The 18607-nt window shown below is 36.6% G+C and carries 14 protein-coding genes; 4 read left to right on the forward strand and 10 right to left on the reverse strand.

From position 1 onward, the window contains the following. Nucleotides 1-105 (forward strand): DUF2200 family protein (locus tag AAC601_RS00005; protein ID WP_340152580.1); only part of this gene is annotated, 105 nt, incomplete at its 5' end. Between the two features lie 111 nt (nucleotides 106-216). Here AAC601_RS00005 and AAC601_RS00010 read toward each other — a convergent pair. Beyond that, a complete protein-coding gene (locus AAC601_RS00010) occupies nucleotides 217-477 on the reverse strand; it encodes a transposase (protein WP_303271732.1) in 261 nt (86 codons plus the stop codon). A gap of 344 nt (nucleotides 478-821) precedes the next feature. Here AAC601_RS00010 and AAC601_RS00015 point away from each other — a divergent pair, with 344 nt between their 5' ends. Beyond that, nucleotides 822-1592 carry a hypothetical protein gene (locus AAC601_RS00015; RefSeq protein WP_340152153.1) on the forward strand — a complete coding sequence of 257 codons (771 nt, stop codon included), beginning with the start codon at nucleotides 822-824 and terminating at the stop codon, nucleotides 1590-1592. A gap of 458 nt (nucleotides 1593-2050) precedes the next feature. Here AAC601_RS00015 and AAC601_RS00020 read toward each other — a convergent pair whose 3' ends face one another. Beyond that, the gene (locus AAC601_RS00020; RefSeq protein ID WP_303271734.1) at nucleotides 2051-3190 is read right to left on the reverse strand and encodes a hypothetical protein; all 1140 of its coding nucleotides are present in this window, start codon (nucleotides 3188-3190) and stop codon (nucleotides 2051-2053) included. 359 nt (nucleotides 3191-3549) lie between these two features. On the opposite strand from AAC601_RS00020, the gene AAC601_RS00025 reads away from it, so the two are divergent. Next, on the forward strand, nucleotides 3550-4671 hold the full coding sequence (locus tag AAC601_RS00025) for a Na/Pi symporter (RefSeq protein ID WP_340152581.1): 1122 nt from the start codon (nucleotides 3550-3552) through the stop codon (nucleotides 4669-4671). Here AAC601_RS00025 and AAC601_RS00030 read toward each other — a convergent pair. Beyond that, the gene (locus tag AAC601_RS00030; RefSeq protein ID WP_303271735.1) at nucleotides 4663-4890 is read right to left on the reverse strand and encodes a cytochrome b5 domain-containing protein; all 228 of its coding nucleotides are present in this window, start codon (nucleotides 4888-4890) and stop codon (nucleotides 4663-4665) included. The two genes, AAC601_RS00025 and AAC601_RS00030, sit on opposite strands and share 9 nt — an antisense overlap. A 278-nt stretch (nucleotides 4891-5168) precedes the next feature. Between AAC601_RS00030 and AAC601_RS00035 the strand changes: the two genes are divergently transcribed. Then, nucleotides 5169-5558, forward strand: a complete 390-nt coding sequence (locus tag AAC601_RS00035; protein WP_303271736.1) for an STAS/SEC14 domain-containing protein — start codon at nucleotides 5169-5171, stop codon at nucleotides 5556-5558. A 67-nt stretch (nucleotides 5559-5625) separates the two neighbouring features. On the opposite strand, the gene AAC601_RS00040 is transcribed toward AAC601_RS00035, so the two are convergent. The 7 genes from AAC601_RS00040 to AAC601_RS00070 form a co-directional block, all read right to left on the reverse strand. Beyond that, a complete protein-coding gene (locus AAC601_RS00040; protein ID WP_303271737.1) occupies nucleotides 5626-5916 on the reverse strand; it encodes a DUF6787 family protein in 291 nt (96 codons plus the stop codon). Between the two features lie 91 nt (nucleotides 5917-6007). Further along, nucleotides 6008-7321 (reverse strand): TolC family protein, encoded by a 1314-nt coding sequence (locus AAC601_RS00045; RefSeq protein ID WP_340152154.1) that lies wholly within the window; start codon nucleotides 7319-7321, stop codon nucleotides 6008-6010. Nucleotides 7322-7327: 6 nt separating this feature from the next. Continuing rightward, nucleotides 7328-10387 carry an efflux RND transporter permease subunit gene (locus AAC601_RS00050; protein WP_303271739.1) on the reverse strand — a complete coding sequence of 1020 codons (3060 nt, stop codon included), beginning with the start codon at nucleotides 10385-10387 and terminating at the stop codon, nucleotides 7328-7330. 4 nt (nucleotides 10388-10391) lie between these two features. After that, nucleotides 10392-11468 carry an efflux RND transporter periplasmic adaptor subunit gene (locus AAC601_RS00055; RefSeq protein ID WP_303271740.1) on the reverse strand — a complete coding sequence of 359 codons (1077 nt, stop codon included), beginning with the start codon at nucleotides 11466-11468 and terminating at the stop codon, nucleotides 10392-10394. Between the two features lie 187 nt (nucleotides 11469-11655). Further along, complete coding sequence (locus tag AAC601_RS00060) at nucleotides 11656-13623, reverse strand: endonuclease (protein ID WP_340152155.1); 1968 nt, start codon at nucleotides 13621-13623, stop codon at nucleotides 11656-11658. A 360-nt stretch (nucleotides 13624-13983) separates the two neighbouring features. Then, a complete protein-coding gene (locus AAC601_RS00065; protein ID WP_303271743.1) occupies nucleotides 13984-15060 on the reverse strand; it encodes a fasciclin domain-containing protein in 1077 nt (358 codons plus the stop codon). 33 nt (nucleotides 15061-15093) lie between these two features. Next, a complete protein-coding gene (locus AAC601_RS00070) occupies nucleotides 15094-18420 on the reverse strand; it encodes a carboxypeptidase regulatory-like domain-containing protein (protein ID WP_303271745.1) in 3327 nt (1108 codons plus the stop codon). Nucleotides 18421-18607: the final 187 nt, after the last annotated feature.

The raw sequence follows: 18607 nt of genomic DNA on the forward strand, positions 1-18607 counted from the left end.
GATGAATTTGAATTGTACAGAAAATGTAGATATTTAGATAAGTTGTATGATGAATTAGCAAAAGGTCGTAAAATGGAAAAAATTTTACGCCAAGAAAAGATCTAAAAACTAGTGCTAACAACCAAAGTCATTGCAAAACCCACTAAAAAATCAAAATACTTGAGGCATTTAAGATCTTAACAGACTCCTTTTTTCAAAGTGAATATAAAGTGGGTTTCATTTATCGAGGCTTAAAAGTGATATAATATAGCCGTCATTGAACCATATAGTATGTAGCCGGCAATATGGCTTTTTTTGTTCTTGATGTTGGTTAGTTTTTGAGAATTCAAGGTGTTTTTCGATGTTAAAGGCCACTGCAGCCATCATCATGACTTTGGTGGCTTGCTTAATTCCGAGCGTATTTACTTTTCGTAAGCCCATAAATTGCGTTAAGGTGCCAAAAACGGGTTCTACGGTTGATTGCCGTTTGGCTTTCATGTATTAGCTTGTTTTACATTTAACCCTGCTGATGGTGCGCTCATACTCATTTTTGTAGGAGCTTACTCGTATTCGTTTCTCATAGCTTTCCTTTGCATGCTACTTTAAATGATCTATCTATACTGGTCCTGATGGCAAGCAGGCCTGCTATAGTATTTTGACAGCGTCCATTTAAAACCTGATGATTCTCTGAAGAAAATATTTATCTAAAAAGAGTAGAGGGCTTCAAAATATGAACTCGCTGAAAAGATTAATCACTCTAGCTCGACCCAAAACATGGCGGCAAGTAATAAAAAACAGAAAATGCTATTCTTTTCTTGCGGCAATTTTCGTAGCTTAAAAAGATGAAATGGATTCCAACCCTATCTTTAATTTACCTGCTTCTCTCAGTCTCCGTAGCAGATGCACAGGAAAAAGAATTAGCAGTTGATCCTGATCTGGCCAAAAAAGGGGAAAAATATGAGGTAAAATATAAAGCTTATCGGGTTGGAAATGTGCCTAGGTACCGATTTGGCCCTTTCAAAGTGGTGGCAGGAAAAGCTGGATGGACAAAGACTTCTCGGCTTTCTAGTATATGGAGTAATGAGGTCAAATTACTTAGTGAAAGTAAATCTCATTTTAACCTAGTTAATGGCCAGGGAGATACTGCATGGGTAAACACCTTTTTTTATGTTAGCACTCAGTATGAGGAAAGTATAACGCTCTTCTCATCTTCTTTTATCAATGTAGCCATCGGTGAGGACGGGAATTTTGAAGAAGAGGCGCTTTTTACGGCAAGTATATTGTTGAATTCAAATCATGATGAATGGTTATTACGCTTGAATGCTGTGGAAAATGAATCGCAGTATATGGAAACATACAGCCTACTAACGAATGGAGTCCGCAAAATAGTCTTAAAACACATTTATACTGATTTTAAAAGAGGCTTTTTCAATGCTCCTGCCCTCGGTTATGAATTTTGGGAAGCAGGTGAGGCTATAGGAGCAGTGAAGTATTTCCCCGGTAAGATGGGCTATAATGCAGTCTGGTTACGGAAAAAAATACCTGAAGATGACAAAACACTTTTGGCAGCTGCTGCTACTACGATTCTATTTTTAAAAAGCATGAATGATTGATTCATAAAGAGGTAGCTCTATAGCATAAGTTTCATTATTAAAAATCATGATGCTTTAAAGATTATGGTGGCTTAAAGGAGCATCTAAAAGTGCAGGCCCTGCATAGGAAGGTTATTAGGACTATTTCTTGAATAGCACTGCAAAAATCCCCGTCCTTTTGGACCCGGAGAGCCAATTAATTATGAGTTTACTCCAGACAATTCATCATTCCTTTGTTGGTGTCATCATCAACCAATTATCTTCATCCACTTTCGCACTTCCTGCAGCTTATGATCTAAAGTCATAACAGAGAAGTCTCAACAAGTTTGTTCCGAGGAATCCAGGACAGCTAGTGCCTTTAACTTTGTAAACGATCTACCTTACCGAACAATAGGTGCGCTAAAAGGCCATAGTTTATACTTTTAAGAATAGTAAATTGAGTAGAGACTTCTAAATACTTTAACTGTATAGTGAATATTCTAAAACAAATTCATGAACTCCGTCACAATTTGATCTTGGAATTTTTTGTTTACTCCTATAGCAAGTAATACAGAAAGTACAAGTCCGATCGTGGCATAAAGGAAATCTCTACCTACAATTTTACTTGCTCTTCTGATATTCTTAATTCTCTTCTTATAACGTTTTTTACTGATTGCTATAGCTACTTCTCTACCGCCTAGTAAGCCAATAAAAACCCAAGTGGTACTAATTGGAACCGTACTTAATACTTTAAAATAGTAAAGTAAAATAGCGTAAACGAAATCAACTATTGTGGCAGCCCTTATATCTGTAACTCCAGCCTTTTCATTCACTATACTTTGGATTTTATCCCCTTTCAAATAAAATAGTAAACCCATTCCAATAAAAATGAATCCAGCAAAGCCAATAAATTGGTAAATATTTAAGCTTCTAGGGAGGAATACCGCAATATTGGCAGCATCCTGGGAGATCCATACAGACCACAAAGCGCCACTAATGATCCATTGAACTGGTGTCCAGAATTTAGCAGGTTTTTTGCTTTTAAAGTATTTGGAGACAAATTTGGAAACTAGAAACCAAACGAATATAGCTGTAATAAAAGCCAAGCCGTATCCCGTTAAACTTTTGCCTATCATAGCTCCAATTGATGAAGCCTGAGTAGAGAAGGCACTTAAGAGCAAGAATGTGGTAGAAACCGGCATTCTGAATCGTGTTAACACCAATAGTAGTATTGGAGCTGCTAATTGAAGAAAACTAAAGGATGTAGGAGCTTTGTCAAACCCTTTGGTTAATAACCTTTGGCTACTCACATCTCCATCAAATACAATCCAGCTGTACAGTACAGTGGCAAGGAAAATCAGGCCCATAAAAAGCCATAATATCCACCATGGTTTTTTGCTGTTAGAAGCAATGAATGTTCCGATAGTCTGAATACTGTCATTAGCAATTGCTGAATAAGCAGCAAGACCGAATCCTACCCACATGGCAATTTGAGGGTATGGAGTGATAAGTCCGCAAACAAAAGTGAAGATGGCAATCATCGTGATGAAAGCTTTTTCCTTCTTTGCTATTTCAAAAGTTTTGTAGGTAACTTCAGAAACTGTATTTCTGTTGTATTTAAGGAATGGTTTTTTAGCCATAAAAAATTCGATTCAAAAATGCTTATTTAGCAAAATTATGTTTCAGACACAAAGCTAATTATTCTTAGTGAAACAATGAGTTAAAAAATTGTTAACAACATTACCTTAATGTTAACTGTGTCGATAATGCCATATTATTAATAATAGAGATCACAAATAATGTTAAGCTTAAGTTAATTAAGAGCCCATTTTATTCTTAACAATTGTTTTACTTTGCAAATGCGAATACTCAACTGTAAGCTGTTAATTTTGCATTTTAAATTACACTCAAATAACACAAAAAAATTAAGACTCCAGAAATAAATACAGAAAACAAATGGCAAGAAACCCTAAAAAGGGGTGTCTTAATTGTATTTAATATATTCTTATTTTTATTGGCAATAGATTTTATTGGTTATTCTTTTCGATTACTCAATAAAGATATTGCTGAATCTATCATAAACCTTACTTCAAATCCATTTATCAGTCTTTTTATTGGCTTGCTAATTACGGCCATAATCCAAAGCAGCAGCACAAGTACCTCCATGATTGTGGCCATTGTAGCCTCAGGTTCTATCGAATTCTCTGATGCCATCCCGATGATTATGGGTGCTAATATTGGGACAACCCTTACCAGTACATTGGTTTCACTGAGTTTTATTACCAACCGAGATGAATTCAGAAAGGCTATAGGCGCAGGCGTTGTGCATGATTTCTTCAATATCCTGCTAGTAGCCATTTTATTCCCTTTGGAGTATAATTATGGAATTCTAACAAATTTGTCATCTGCGGCTTCTAATTTTATTCTGGGTGCTGATTATGTAGTTCAGGACAATGAATTTAGATATTTCTTACTGACAAAACCAATTGTAATATTCATTGGCAATTTGCTGCCATATCCAATAATATTGGCTATTTCTTCCTTCGTGATTTTGGCTTTAGCGGTCAAGTTTTTAGCTCAAACATTATATAAATCAATTACAGGAGGTTCTAGAGAATTTCTTCAGAAGTATTTCTTCGGAAGTCCCTACAGATCATTTTTCTGGGGAGTTGTCTTCACTGCTGGAGTTCAAAGCAGCTCGGTGACTACTTCAGTAATTGTGCCCTTTGTGGCAACCCGTAAAATTAGCCTAAAACAATGTTTTACTTTTATTATGGGGGCAAATATAGGTACAACAATAACAGCATTGATTGCTGCCCTGTTTAAATCAGAAGCTGCGGTAAGCATTGCTTTGGTTCATTTATTTTTCAATTTGATAGGTGTCTTAATTTTCTTGCCCTTTCCGATCATAAGGAGCATACCCGTTAAAATGGCTAAATCCTTTGGTCGACTTGCGATGAAATTTAGGTTGGCAGGTTTTATCTATATTATAGTGACCTTCTTTTTAGTTCCCTTCGCACTTATATCATTTAACAGAGAAGATAGAAGTGACTCCAAGCAAATGGAGAAAATTGAAGAAATACGCAAAGAGCCACAAAATCGACCTGATTCACTAATTTAGTTCTCCTATCACCCGCAAGGTTTCGAAAACCTTGTCAGTATGTGGTGCATCTTTTAACTCATCTGTTAAGTCCTGCCCTGACCAATGTTCATAATGTGTTCCATTCTTCCAAAGCCTGGAATTAGTAACATCATATATAATGCCCTGGTATGCTATCCATATTTCATCTCGATCTTGACCGTTTCTTAATGCAAGCTGCTGAGGGCTATATTTCTTCATTTAGAATATTTTAGTTTCAAATCTAATCAATACAAAATTTTATTACATACAATTGGCACTATAAATTCCTAATCAAAAGGAGGATTCACCTTGAAAAGGAGAATATTATTGCTGTTTGCTAAATTCAGAGCGCATTGCTTGAAGTTCAATTTCAGAGATGAGAATGTAAATGATTCAAAAAAGGCTAAAGAACTACTTCTGTAACTTTGATAAGTAATAAAAAAAAACACTCACAAGAAACTCGATTACTTTTGCAAAGTATAAAAAATTATAAAAATATGTCAACTTTAGTGTCTCAAACTAAAAATGTAACCATTGAAGAACAGATAGATGTTCAAGCGGCCATGATCACTTTCCACGGAAGTTTAAAATCCGAGGATTATCGTGCGGCTATGCTAGCCAACTATGATTTGTGTCAAAAGTCACACATTAAGAATTGGCTTCAGAATAATGCAGATGCAGGTGTTCTTTCCTTAGAGGATCAAAAATGGGTATCTGAATCCTTAATTCCTAAAGCTGCTCAGGAAGTTGAAAAAATTGCCGTTGTAGTTTCCAAGGATGTATTCAGGAAATTTGCAGCAAAGAATATTTTAGATAAACAAAAAGGGAAATTAAATTTCAAATATTTTGACAGCTTGGATGATGCCAAGACTTGGTTGAAATCTTGAATGCAATTGTATGAATAAATAGTGTTTTAGTTTAGGTTAACAAAAAAGCAGGGGTAGTTTCCTGCTTTTATTTTTTGTTCCTAAATCGACTGATCGTCTTTTTGACAAAGCCCGAAAAGAATTTGCTCTGACCGAAAATAAAGCCATAAAGGAGCAGAATCAAAAAATAAACGGGTAAAATCAGGATGTAGTAAATTGTTGTGAAGACCCAGTTCCTTTCTTCTTTTGCCGCTATTAGTGATAAAATGGGTTCTTTTAAAAACATTACGGTAAATCCAGTACAAGCAAAAACCAATAAGACAATGAAAACCTGTCCTCCAGATTTAAGATCCCATCTTTGTTTTAGTTTTTCGAACATTTGTTTTGGAGTTTGCCAAAGTTAATGTCAAACAATAGTAAAGTGAAATAAAATTATGATTAAACCTGCTATATCAAAGCGAAATTTTGTCTTAATTGGGGGTATCTTTATTAAGTAAATTACCGCTAATGGCCAGCAGATTAATTTCAGCTTGTTTCGCTAAAAAGATTGCATTTAATAACCTACTTTCTGCCTCAATCGCATTAAGCTGAAATTCTCTTAGTTCAATAGCATTGGAACGCCCCACCCTGTATCTTTCAATAGCTATACTTGCATTTTCTTTGGCAACTTCCAAATTATCTTTTTCAAGATCAATTAAATCTAGCTTATTCCGATAACGTACATAGGCAGATGATAAGTCACCCATCAGCTGATTTTCCAGCTCTGAGATTGCAATACTATTGTTGTCGATGGCAATTTGAGTAGTTTGATTTCTTCTGAACCGATCTAATCTGTCAAAAATTCGCCAAGATAGGCTTAGACCGTAATTAACCCCAATGGATTGGTTTTGAAGTAAAAACCCAGCTTGTGAGTTGAAATTCGTATAACCATAACCCAAATTGAAATCAATCTGAGGTAATACTTCAGTCATCACGGTCTTATTTTGCAATTGCAATATATTTTCTTGTTGCATTAAGGCTAAGAGCTGTTTGTTTCTGACACTGAGGTCATCAATCAGCATATTGAGTTGAAGACTTTCATCTATTTCCAAGCTATCAATTGCCAGTAATTCTTGGTTTGGATCTTCTCCCAACAGTAAATTAAGAGCGACCCTAGCTTGTTGCTTAATTTCCTCTTGATTTAACAGGTTACTTTTGTCAGTATTTAGATCTACTTTGGCGGAAAGTAGTTCTGTTTTGGAGAATTTCCCCACTTCGTAATTTGCTCTGGCAATTTCTAACCTCTGTTCCGATAATTCGACTGCAGATGCTAGAACGGAATATTGATTTTGCTCAAAGACCAAGGCAAAGTAGGATTGAATAATACTGCCTAAAGTATTTTCAACTACTGCTTGTGTTTCGAAACGACTTTGGTTCCTTTCAATTTGCAAACTTTTATAATCCAAGAACATTTTCGTTCCATCGAATAAAGTCCAGGTCAAATCTCCTCTTATATTAAAATTATTAGATCGTGCTCCGTCAAGTTCATTCGTATCTCCCGTTCTGAATTGTTGCTCAACATTTTCAACATCGAAATTTCTAGCTCCTGTCACATCAATTACAGGCAAGAAACCAGCATAAGCATAATTTGAATTAATTACAGCTTCTTTCTCTGTATTCTTCGCAGTTCTAATGGAGAAATTCTTTTCCATCCCAATGGTAATTGCCTCGTTCAGGCTCATGTCTTGTGCAGTGACTGATAGCCCTAAAAGCATCAAAAAAAGTAGTACTTTATATTTTATCATAAAAAATTAAGATTCAATACGTGATACACGTGCCTGTTTACTTGCGAAATATGAATAAATTGAAGGAATAACGTAAAGCGTTAAACCTGTTGCGAAAATCAGACCACCAATAATAGCAATACCCATTGATACTCTACTTTCAGAACCAGCACCTAAAGCCAGGGCAATCGGTAAAATGCCTAAAATGGTGGATAATGCTGTCATCAGAATAGGTCTGAACCTAGATTTTGCCGCTTCAGTAATAGCTTCATTTAGTCCCAATCCCTGAGCTTTCTTCTGATTAGCAAATTCTACAATAAGAATAGCATTTTTTGAAACTAAGCCTATCAACATGATGATTCCAATTTGACTGAAAATATTCAAAGTCTCACCAAATAGCCATAGAGATAGGAAAGAACCGCCAACTGCTAATGGAACGGTAAAAAGGATGATAACCGGATCTCTGAAACTCTCAAATTGAGCTGCCAGTACTAAATAAATCAGAATAATAGCAAAACCAAAAGCAAACAATAGACTAGATGAACTTTCAAAATAATCTAATGATGCTCCTGATAAAGAGGTGCTGTAGGTTTCATCTAAAACCTCACTTGCTATGGCATCCATAGCTTCGACTCCATCTCCGATGGTTTTGCCAGGGGCTAGACCTGCAGATAATGTAGCAGAAATATATCGGTTGTATCTGTAAAGTGATGGGGGAGTGGAACTTTCTCCCAGACTAACCAAATTATCTAATTGCAGCATTTGACCGTTTTGAGCACGTACATATAGTGACCTTAGATCGATAGGAGCATTTCTGTCATTTCTTTGTACTTGACCAATCACCTGATACTGCTTTCCGTCCATAATGAAGTAATCAAATCGTTGACCACTCAAGCCTAATTGGAGAGTTCTGGCAATGTCAATTACGGAAATACCCAAAGATCGGGCTTTCTCCCTGTCTATTTGTATGTCAATTTGAGGCTTGGTAAATTTTAAGTCCTGATCTACAACAGTGAAAGTGGGATTATTACTAGCTTTCTCGATGAACTCTGGCAATACCGCTTGCAATTTATCTAAAGAAGTAGCCTGTATAACGTATTGAATTGGCAATCCACCTCTTCTGCCGCCAATAGTTTGCTGTTGGAAAGCAAACGCTTTAGCAGCAGGAAATTCATTGAGAACTGGAGTATATTCGTCATACAGCTGTTGTTGGCTTTTCTCCCTATTTTTGGCATCCACTAGCATAATCCTTAAGAATCCAGAATTAGTGCCCTGTGTGCCAAAACCTGGTGAAGTCACTGAAATTAAGCCATCAGTTGGAAGCGTATCCATACTGACTTCCACCAAATTATTGATGTACTCATCCATGTATTCAAAGGTAGCCCCTTCTGGTCCTGTAGTACTTACTGAGATCATTCCCCTGTCTTCTAGTGGAGCTAGTTCCGAAGGAAGGGTTTGAAAAAGACCATAAATAAGACCAACGGCTCCGAAAAACAATAGCATCCCCATCCATCGGACTTTCATGAAACCATCTAAGCTTCTTGAATAGCCTTTATTTAGCCAAACGAAAAACGGTTCAGTTTTCCTGTAGAACCAGTTGTGTCGTTCCCTTCTTTTTAAAATTCGGCTACTCATCATAGGGGTTAATGATAAAGCCACAAATGAAGATATCATTACGGCCGTTGCTACCACTACGCCAAATTCTCTAAATAACCTACCTGTAATTCCTTCCAGGAAAATAACGGGCATAAATACAGCTACTAAAGCAACGGTAGTGGCTATAACAGCGAAGAAAATTTCAATGGCACCTTTTTTAGCGGCCTCCATTGGTTCCATTCCATCTTCCACTTTCGTGTAAATGTTTTCAAGCACTACAATGGCGTCATCAACCACCAAGCCAATGGCCAATACTATTCCCAGTAATGTTAGTACATTTATTGAAAATCCGGCCAAGTACATGACGAAGAAGGTACCGATCAAAGCTACTGGAATGGTGGCAATAGGAATGACAGTTGTTCGCCAATCTCTTAAAAAGGCAAAAATGATAAAGATTACTAAAAGGAAAGCAATGATAATAGTTTGCTGAACTTCGTTGATAGATTCCCTAATATATTCCGTTTGATCAAACCCAATGCCTAGATTTATATCTTCTGGCAGATCTTTTTTGATGTTATCCACTCTTTTGTAGAACTCATCCACAATATCTATACTATTAGAACCCGGCTGTGGAATTAAAACAACGCCTACCATTGGGATTCCATCCCTCTTTAATACAGTCCTCATGTTTAACGGTCCTAATTCCGCATAGCCAACATCGGAAAATCGAACAAAGCTATTATTGCTTTCGGCCACGATAAGATCATTAAAATCTTTTTCAGATTTTAACTGACCCTGAGTTTTTACTACTAACTCAATCATATCACCTTCAATACTTCCCGAAGGCAATTCAACATTTTGGCTTTCTACTGCATTCAAAACATCCAATGGAGTTAGTTGATAAGCTGCCAATTTTATGGGATCCATCCATAGACGCATGGCATAGCGCTTTTCTCCCCATATTCGAACCTCACTTACTCCGGAAATGGTCTGTAATCTTTCTTTAAAAGTGTTTTCAGCAATTGCTGATAATTCTAATAAATTTCTTTCTTCACTGTTAATATTTAAGAAAACTATGGGATCAGAATCGGCATCAGCTTTGTTTACGGTTGGCGGTTCGGCATCTTCAGGCAACCTCCTTCGGGCGCCAGAAACTTTGTCCCTTACATCATTTGCGGCTGCTTCTAAGTCCTCGCTTAAATTAAATTCAATTGTGATCCTGCTTCTACCCTCGGCACTAGTGGAAGTAATGGTTCTAATACCTGCAATACCATTCACTGCTTCTTCCAATGGCTCAGTAATCTGCGATTCAATTACATCGGCATTTGCTCCAGCATAGTCAGTGGTAACCGTAATGATGGGTGGGTCTACCGATGGATACTCCCTAACTCCCAAAAAGTTAAAACCAATGAAGCCAAAAATTAATATGACCAATGATAGCACAATGGCTAAAACAGGTCGTTGAATACTTACTTCTGATAATGATGCCATAGCTTTATTTTTCCAACTTCTTAATATCTACTTCTGCTTTATCCTTTAATTGAGGAACGCCAGCAATAGCAACAGTGTCCCCAGCATTTACTCCTTTCAAAATTTCAACTCTATTTGCGGTTCTGGCGCCCAGTTGAACATCTTGCAGCTTCGCTCTTCCGTCTGTAATTATGAATACGGTATGTCCGTCAGCTTTGGGCATAATAGCGGTTGTTGGTAATAAAATTGCATTTTCTCTGTTTTCTAAACTCAAATTTATCCTTATAAATTGACCAGGAATCAATGTGTTGTCAGGATTTGAAGTTTGCGCTCTGGCTGACAAGGTACGTGTTACAGGGTCAATTTGCGGTTCAATAGCATAAACCGTTGCTTCTCGCTCTTTATTTTCGGCTTCAGATGAAAAAGTGATGTTACTTCCTTTTTTGACCAAACCACTATATCGACTAGGAACTGAGAATTCGATCTTTATTGGATCCACATTATAAAGGGAAGCGATTTGGCTACTTGGTGTGATGTAACTCCCTTCACTGACATATCGTAGCCCAATATAGCCTGAAAATGGAGCTCTGATTCTAGATTTATCAATTTCAGCCTGCAAGGCATCAATTTCAGCTTGCGTAGTTTTTAGATTAGTGAAGGCAATATCATATTCTTCTCTACTAATTGCCTCTTTTTCCAAAAGTTGTTTTTGCCTTTTTTCAGTTTCTGAATTGAGTTGCGCAGTATATTTCAATCGCTGTAGATTTGCTGCTAAATCTGCCACATTGGTTTGAAGAAGTAGCTTTCCTTCTTTAACGTACTGACCTTCCTCAAAATAGATGTTATCTATCTTACCTGAGATTTCACTTGCTAGTTCCACGGATTCATTTGCCAATAGAGAACCAGTTAGTACAATATCGTTTTTAAAGGTCTCAAATTTTGCAAGCTGAGCATCAATTGAGATTTTTGTAGTAGCTTGAGCAGGTGCTTGACTTTCAAGTTTGTTTTCGGGTTTTGATGAAAAAATTTCAGGAAAGACCAAATAAATAACGACTGCCAAAACAGCCACGGAGGCTAAAATCCGAATGATAATTTTGTTCATAATTGAATTTTATAAAAAGTATTAGCTGAATTAATGTACAAACATACAAAGAGTTAAAACTAGCTGAAAGCAATATGGTTACTGAAAGAGCATGCTTTCTCTCAAACGGTGGGAAATGGGGATGGTTGGAATTTAGGAATCTCTGCATTTATTTTCCAGAGATTCCATAAACCTGATCTTTAATCAATTAATGTTTAATAAATTTTTGTATATGGTATTGCTCTTCGCTGAAAATCACTAAGAAATAAAGACCATTGTTTAAGTCGTCAATACGAATACTATTGGCATTTACCTTTTTTTTCAATCTTTTTTTGACGCTCCCATCTGCTGAATAGATTGTTATGGTTAATGGTCCGTCAAAATTTGTCTTTTTAGTTTTGATGAATATTTCATCCTTTGCTGGATTTGGATAAATCAATCCATCTATAGACTGGTAGTTAGCAATTGCAAGTGTTGGATTTTCAGTTGAATCATTTTCATCTTCAACAGCTTCTAAATCATCAATAGTACGAGGAGAAAGTTGGTAATCAACTCCAAATTGTCCCACAAAGCCCGTAATGTTGTAATTGCCAGAAGGTATTGGTTCTCCAACTAGCGGGTGTGCACTTGAACCAATTCTAAAAATCAATTCATTATCACCGTCAGAAATGGTGAAATTACCACCAGCACCACCGCCCATAAAATTGCCCGTTTCCACGAACTCCACATTTTCAATTTTAATTAGTTGAGATTCAAATTCCTCACCTACTTCTGCTATCTCGAGGACTTTTGGTTCTGGGAGATTCATTCCTTGTTCAATTACTGTGATGGTAATTGGAGATGCAGCAATTTGTAAAAGATTATTAAATTCTTCCAAACCACCAGTTACAATTACACTGTCGCCTTGCATAAGGTTTTCAGATTCGTTACCAGCATCAAAGCTTCTTACAACAATTCCGGCAGTGCCATCATAAATTACCCTATTGGTGCTGCTGTTGTTTCCCGCATCAATTACCACGCCTGTTATACTGACAACTGCTCCTAATGCTTGTTCCCTTGCTTCAGCAATTCTAAGCAGCTCAAGAGCACCTTCCTGCCCAGATACACGAAGGACTTCGGAATCACCATCAGTACTATTTACTACTTCAACAGTAGCCTCTTGATCTTCAGTGTCTGGTTCAAATCGAAGATACACGGTGAAAATTTGTTCAGGATCATTATTAGATGAAAATCCGATACTATCAGAGTAGTTTTCTCCGTCAGTAGATAGATAGAAAGGGGCTTCTACTGTAACAGACACATCACCTGTTAAATTATAGGCATTTATTTCATATTGCTGATCCCTTGAAGAGCCTAACTCAACACTACCGAAGTCAGCATTAAAGTCAAGATCATTTACAATAAGGTTTGGTGAAGTAGCTTCTCCCCAGATTTCTGTTACCCATTCAGGGTGGTCAATAAATGGATTTCGATTTCCTTGATACCCGAAAGCACCTTCATGTCTTGCCCTTTCAAAATTATCCACTGGATCTTGATTATGCCATTTGATTAATGTAAATAATACGCCTACCTCAGGATCTCCTGAAAAACTTATTCGATCAACTAACTCGAGGTCTAGTGATTCGCTTTCGTAACGCGTGGCCATATAAAATAAAATTCGAGCGACATCTCCCTTTATCTCATCTCTAGGATCCCAAAAATCTGCATTGGTGAAAGTGTCAGGAGCTTCTCCTTCTGCATTTTCTTCAATATTTTCAACATCATTAAAGTCTTTATTGCTTTTTGAGCTGTTGACGGTGGCATCTGAAGGCCGTAAATTGTGAACATCAGTATATGCGGTATCTTCATCATTAAAGCCGTGAGACGATGGCCAAGTGTGTTCTCTATTCCAAAAGTCAGGTTCATTGTTCGAGGCGAAATTTTGAATTGGAATCGAAGCATTTTTGTAAAAAAGGATGATGTTTTCAGGATTATTAGGATCCTGATCGAGGTCCGGTAAAATTTCATCTCGAAATTCTCCATACGATCTTACCTCATGATCGTTAATTATTTGATGCAGTTTTATCTTTAAAGTTTCTCCAGTCAATCCGTCTGTTCCATCGTAGTATCCATCAGGCTGGCAAATCGCTGTAGCGCTAATAATGGTAAAGCTGATTAGTAGTAAAATATTTTTCATTTCAAGTCTTGATTTTTGAGACACTAAAGTCAAAGTAGTGGGAAATAACAGCTAGTATTTTTTAGCTATTTAACAAGTAGCAAATTTAAATGGATAGATTAATATAACCCAAGATTTTGATGTCAATATATCTGGCATCATGCAAATTAGCTATTTATTCAATAGAGTTTAACTAGTGTCTATGATCTCTAATTGAAAGAGGATAATATTCCGATCTGAATTGTAGTAAATTGAACTCACTGACCTGAACTGATTTGCACTTAAAAATAAACTTTGTAAAAATCAATTGATCGTGTAAAAAGAAAAACCCGAAGCTATTTGATCTGCTTCGGGTTTTTAAAAATTCTAGTGAAGAGATTTTTATTCTTCTCCTAATTGAATGTTATCTATTGTTACTCTTGTCGCACCTGCTCCAGATAAATATCTAAAGGCAAATCTAAAAGCTCCAGAATGCACGTCAGAAGGAATGCCTACTGCTAAATCTGTAAATACATTATTTGCGCTAGCAGGGGCTGGGAAACTAAATTCTAAATTAGTCCATGCCTCCATATCAATTGAAGCACCAGCTTCATAATCATCTTCAGAGATTACCCATATCTCAGGGTTTGGTCCGTCAAATCTACTAGCATACTTAAACTTTAAAGTATTTAAGACTACATCATTTGATTCAAGAACCGGTGAAATAATCCAAGAGTCTACCTCTTGCGCACCTCCAGAAAAACCATTAGCTTGAATTCCTTGTCCTTCAAAGCCAAAGCTTGTACAGCCCCATCCAGAACCACCTGCAAGTACTACATTTTCAACTGTCCAGTCTGCTAGTACTTCATTACAAGCGTCAAAATCACCACCGAAGTCTGCTGAGAAATCGATATTAAATCTAATTGGTAGAAGCACTCTTGATATTATATGAACCGTACCGTTTCCTTCAGAATTCGACCTTAGAATTTGTAAATCTTGATTAGCATTGATAACAACGTTTCCACCATCTCTTGCTACAGGTATATTTATTCCAGATAAAGTTGCCATTGATCTGAATGAACCATTTTCAATTTGAGAAATTGAAAGATTAGCTAATGCAATGTGTGTTTCTAATATTTCTTGCAAGGCTAAATCATCATCTTCAAGTAGATCTTCTGCGCTGTCATATCCTAAGTCTGATGCTAATATTTCAAAAGCATCATTATTAGGTGCAAAAACGGTTAATTGATCTTGCACTCTTTGGCTAGTCAAACTACCAGTTAGTCCTGTTGATTCTACCAGTCCCAAAAATATACTTAACTCACCCGATTGATTTTCATCATTCAAAACTGTAGTTAGTATTTTTTTATCAGTAATTCCTACCTCAGAACTGTCATCAAAGTTTTCGTCAATGCAAGAAGTTGTTAGTATAAACAATCCTACAATTGCGAAAGATGCATGTTTTAATAAATTTTTCATCTTAATATTTATTTTAAATTTTTTCACTTTCAATTAAAAGATGTATTTCACACCAAATTGAGCACTCCAAGTTTGACCCAAGCTAAAGTTAGGTACAGTAACATCTGTCGGGAAAGTTGATTCCCCTTGAATAGGATTAATGGTGAATTGTGCATTTCCATTTCCATCAGTACCTTCAAAATTCATCAAGTTTCTTTGAACAGTTTGTCTACTTACACCCCAAGAATCATTCATCATGTTTAAAACGTTCAGGATGTCTGCTCTAAATTGAAGTTTGTGTGCAGTTGGATCTTTCGTTAAGTTTATATCTTGAACAATGGAAAGGTCCAATCTATGTAACCAAGGCAAAACAGCACCGTTTCTTTCAGAAACAGAGCCCCTATTTTCGCTTAGGTAGGGATCATTTTCAATGTAGTTATTCAATATATCCCACTGTTGTTGTGCAGTTTGAACAATCGAACCTCCACTTACTCTATCTACTAGTTGAGCATCTTCTAAATTTTCAGGAATATACATTAGAGAAGTTCCCGATCCTTCGCCATTCAAGTTGCCACTATATGTATAAGAAAATCTACCTTGTTCTCCAGCAGAATAATATAAATTGAATGATGTGTTGTTTGATTCATTCAGTCCTTTAGTGTTAAATGAAATCAAACCTACTACTCTGTTTGGCTGATCGTTTCGAGAGAATCCTTCTTCAGGATTATTTCTACCTTCCTGTACATCACCTGGCCATAATGAAGCTGCTTGAGATCCACCAATTAAACCAAAGTCTCTTGTCTGGCTTCTAGTATATGCTAAGCTCGTAAAGATCCCTTTCCCCCAGTTTTTTTCAGCTCCTATAGTCAATGAAGCATAGGTACGGTCGTTAATGTTTGTTAAATAGTAAAGTTCATTTATAGCACCACCTAAAGCAACTTGATCGTAGGTTGGGTATGCATTCCCAGCAATATTTATTGATTCACCAGTAGGCACACTTGATAAATTTGCACTGAACGGAGTGTTATAATCTTTAGAGAATATACCTTCTGCTGTGAAAACAAATCCATTCAAAACATAATCTGCTGCTAAGTTACTTCTCCAAGTCTGTGGTAACTTGAAATTTTCATCGGTAACTGACAAAGAACTAGAAACAGTTGGTTCTTGTTCTGCCGGATTAGGTCGATAGTAATTAACATCTGCTTGGAAACCATCCCAAGTAGGATTTCCATCTTGTCCCCACTGATCAGGTAATAAACCAATAAATCCACGAGTTACACCATTGCCATTAACTTGATTCGACAAATGAACGAAAATTGGACGTCCAGTGAAAATACCAGAACCACCTCTTACTTGTAATGACTTATCACCTAATGCATCCCAGTTAAAGCCAAAACGAGGGGAAAAAACTGGATTGACAGAAGGGAATTGATCAACTCGTGGCTCAATGAATTCACCTGGATTTCTTGGATTCTCTACACTAATTCCTAAGTCTTCCACTCTTGGGTTTCTAGGAGCATCTATTGGATAAAATGGCATCTCAACACGTACACCTAAAGTCAATTTTAGATCTTCGGTAGCTTGGTATTCGTCCTGTAAATAAAGGCCTACCTGACCGAACTGAGTTCTATCTGTTGGTAATTCGAATGGGTTATTTTCATCATAAGTAAATCCAATAGCAAAACCTGCTGGACGAACGCTTGGATCACGATCAATTACTGCTGCTACGAAATCATCATATGAGTTCCATCTATACCAAGAATCCCAAGTTGGGTTAAAGGCATTATCGAAAGTCATATATTCGAAATTCACACCAGCTGTGAAGGTATGGTCTCCCATAAAGTAGTTGAAATTATTAGTAATATTGAAAGTCTTATTGTCTAATAGGTTACCTCTCGTAAATAACTCCGTTCCTAAAGAAGCAAAATACAAAGGTGTTGAACCGTCATATTCTAAAATTTCAGACATTGGGAAGTTCTGGTCTCCAGGAATAAATCTCTGACTAACTGAACTAGTATATCCTACATTCAATTTGTTAGCCATGTTGCTACCAATAGTAGAGGTCCATTCACCTACAATTGACTGAACGTTTTCCTCACTTCCGTAATTTCCATTCCTGAAAGTTAATGCTTCATTACCAAATCGATTTGTATTTCTGAATCTCTCACTTTGAGGAAGTCCGCGAATACTGTTACCATTTATTCCAACATCTCTTCTTTGCTGAAAATTATTGTAGCGAACCATAATTTTATTCTCTTGATTTAAATTATAGTCTAGTCGAAAGTTTAATCTTGTTGCGACATCTTCAAATGGATAATTTTCAAAAGCACCAGTTTCGTATCCGTATATTTCTTCCATTTGCTCTTGCACAAAACGAGCTTGATCAGCTGTCATTCTTGCGATTCCTTGTTCAAAATCTGGAAATAAACCTTGCTCAGGACGAGCAGCTCTACGAGTATCACCAGGAATAGCATTGTCTTCGAACTCAAATGAACCAAAAAAGAATAGTTTATCTTTAATAATTGGCAAGCCTAAAGTAACACCATGAATTTGAGTTTTAGATTCAGAAAATGGTACATCTTGCCCACCATTTAACGTAGTACCTTGTGTGTTCTGATTTCTGAATAGCGTATAAGCACTGGCTTGAATACTATTAGTACCTGATTTTGTAACCGCATTTACACTAGCTCCAGTAAAACCACTTTGCGTTACGTCATATGGAGCAACGTTTACCTGTACTTCTTCAATTGCATCTACTGAAATTGGGTTTCCACCTGCAAATTGTGAACTTCCTAATCCAAAGTTGTTATTGTACAAGTTACCATCAATTGTATAATTATTGTATCTACTATCTGCTCCACCAAAGCTAGTGCCGTTGGATTGAGGATTCAAACGAGTAAAGTCATTGATACTTCGATTAATTGTTGGCATTGAAGCAATTCTCTCGTTAGATAAATTCGTAGATGCACCAGTTCTGTCACCATCAATAGCCTGGCCTTTAGTAGATCTAACTACAACTTCTTGTAGAATAGTTGATTCTTCAGCTAAAGAAATATCAAGGTTAAGTGTTTGACCTAAAGATAAGTTAATGTTTTCTACAACATATTCTTGATAGCCAATGAAAGTTACAGTCAGTGTGTAAGGCCCCCCTACTCTGACGTTTGGCATTCTAAACCTACCACTTACATTTGTTACAGCCCCATAAGTTGTACCTGATGGATTGTGTACAGCCTGTACAGTAGCTCCAGGCAATTCTTCTCCATTTGGATCTGTCACTACACCGGATAGACCTGATGTCGTTACACCCTGCGCTAAAGCCGATCCTGTGGCGAAAGCCAGCAAAATCGCCATTACACATAAACTTTGTAAAATTTTCTTCATTTCTTCTGATTTTATTTTTTGATTTAATGCAAAATTAACCTCCTAATCAATCTATATCCTTTTTGATAGGTTAAGTATTGATTATAATTCAGTTGCGTAAAATTAACATTAAGTTAACATTAAAGTGTAAGCATTTAATTTTTTTTTAATAGAAAACAGAAAACTGCCGTTTAAACAATTAAAAATG

Origin of the sequence: uncultured Marivirga sp. (genome assembly GCF_963974845.1) — a bacterium.
Lineage (GTDB): Bacteria > Bacteroidota > Bacteroidia > Cytophagales > Cyclobacteriaceae > Marivirga > Marivirga harenae.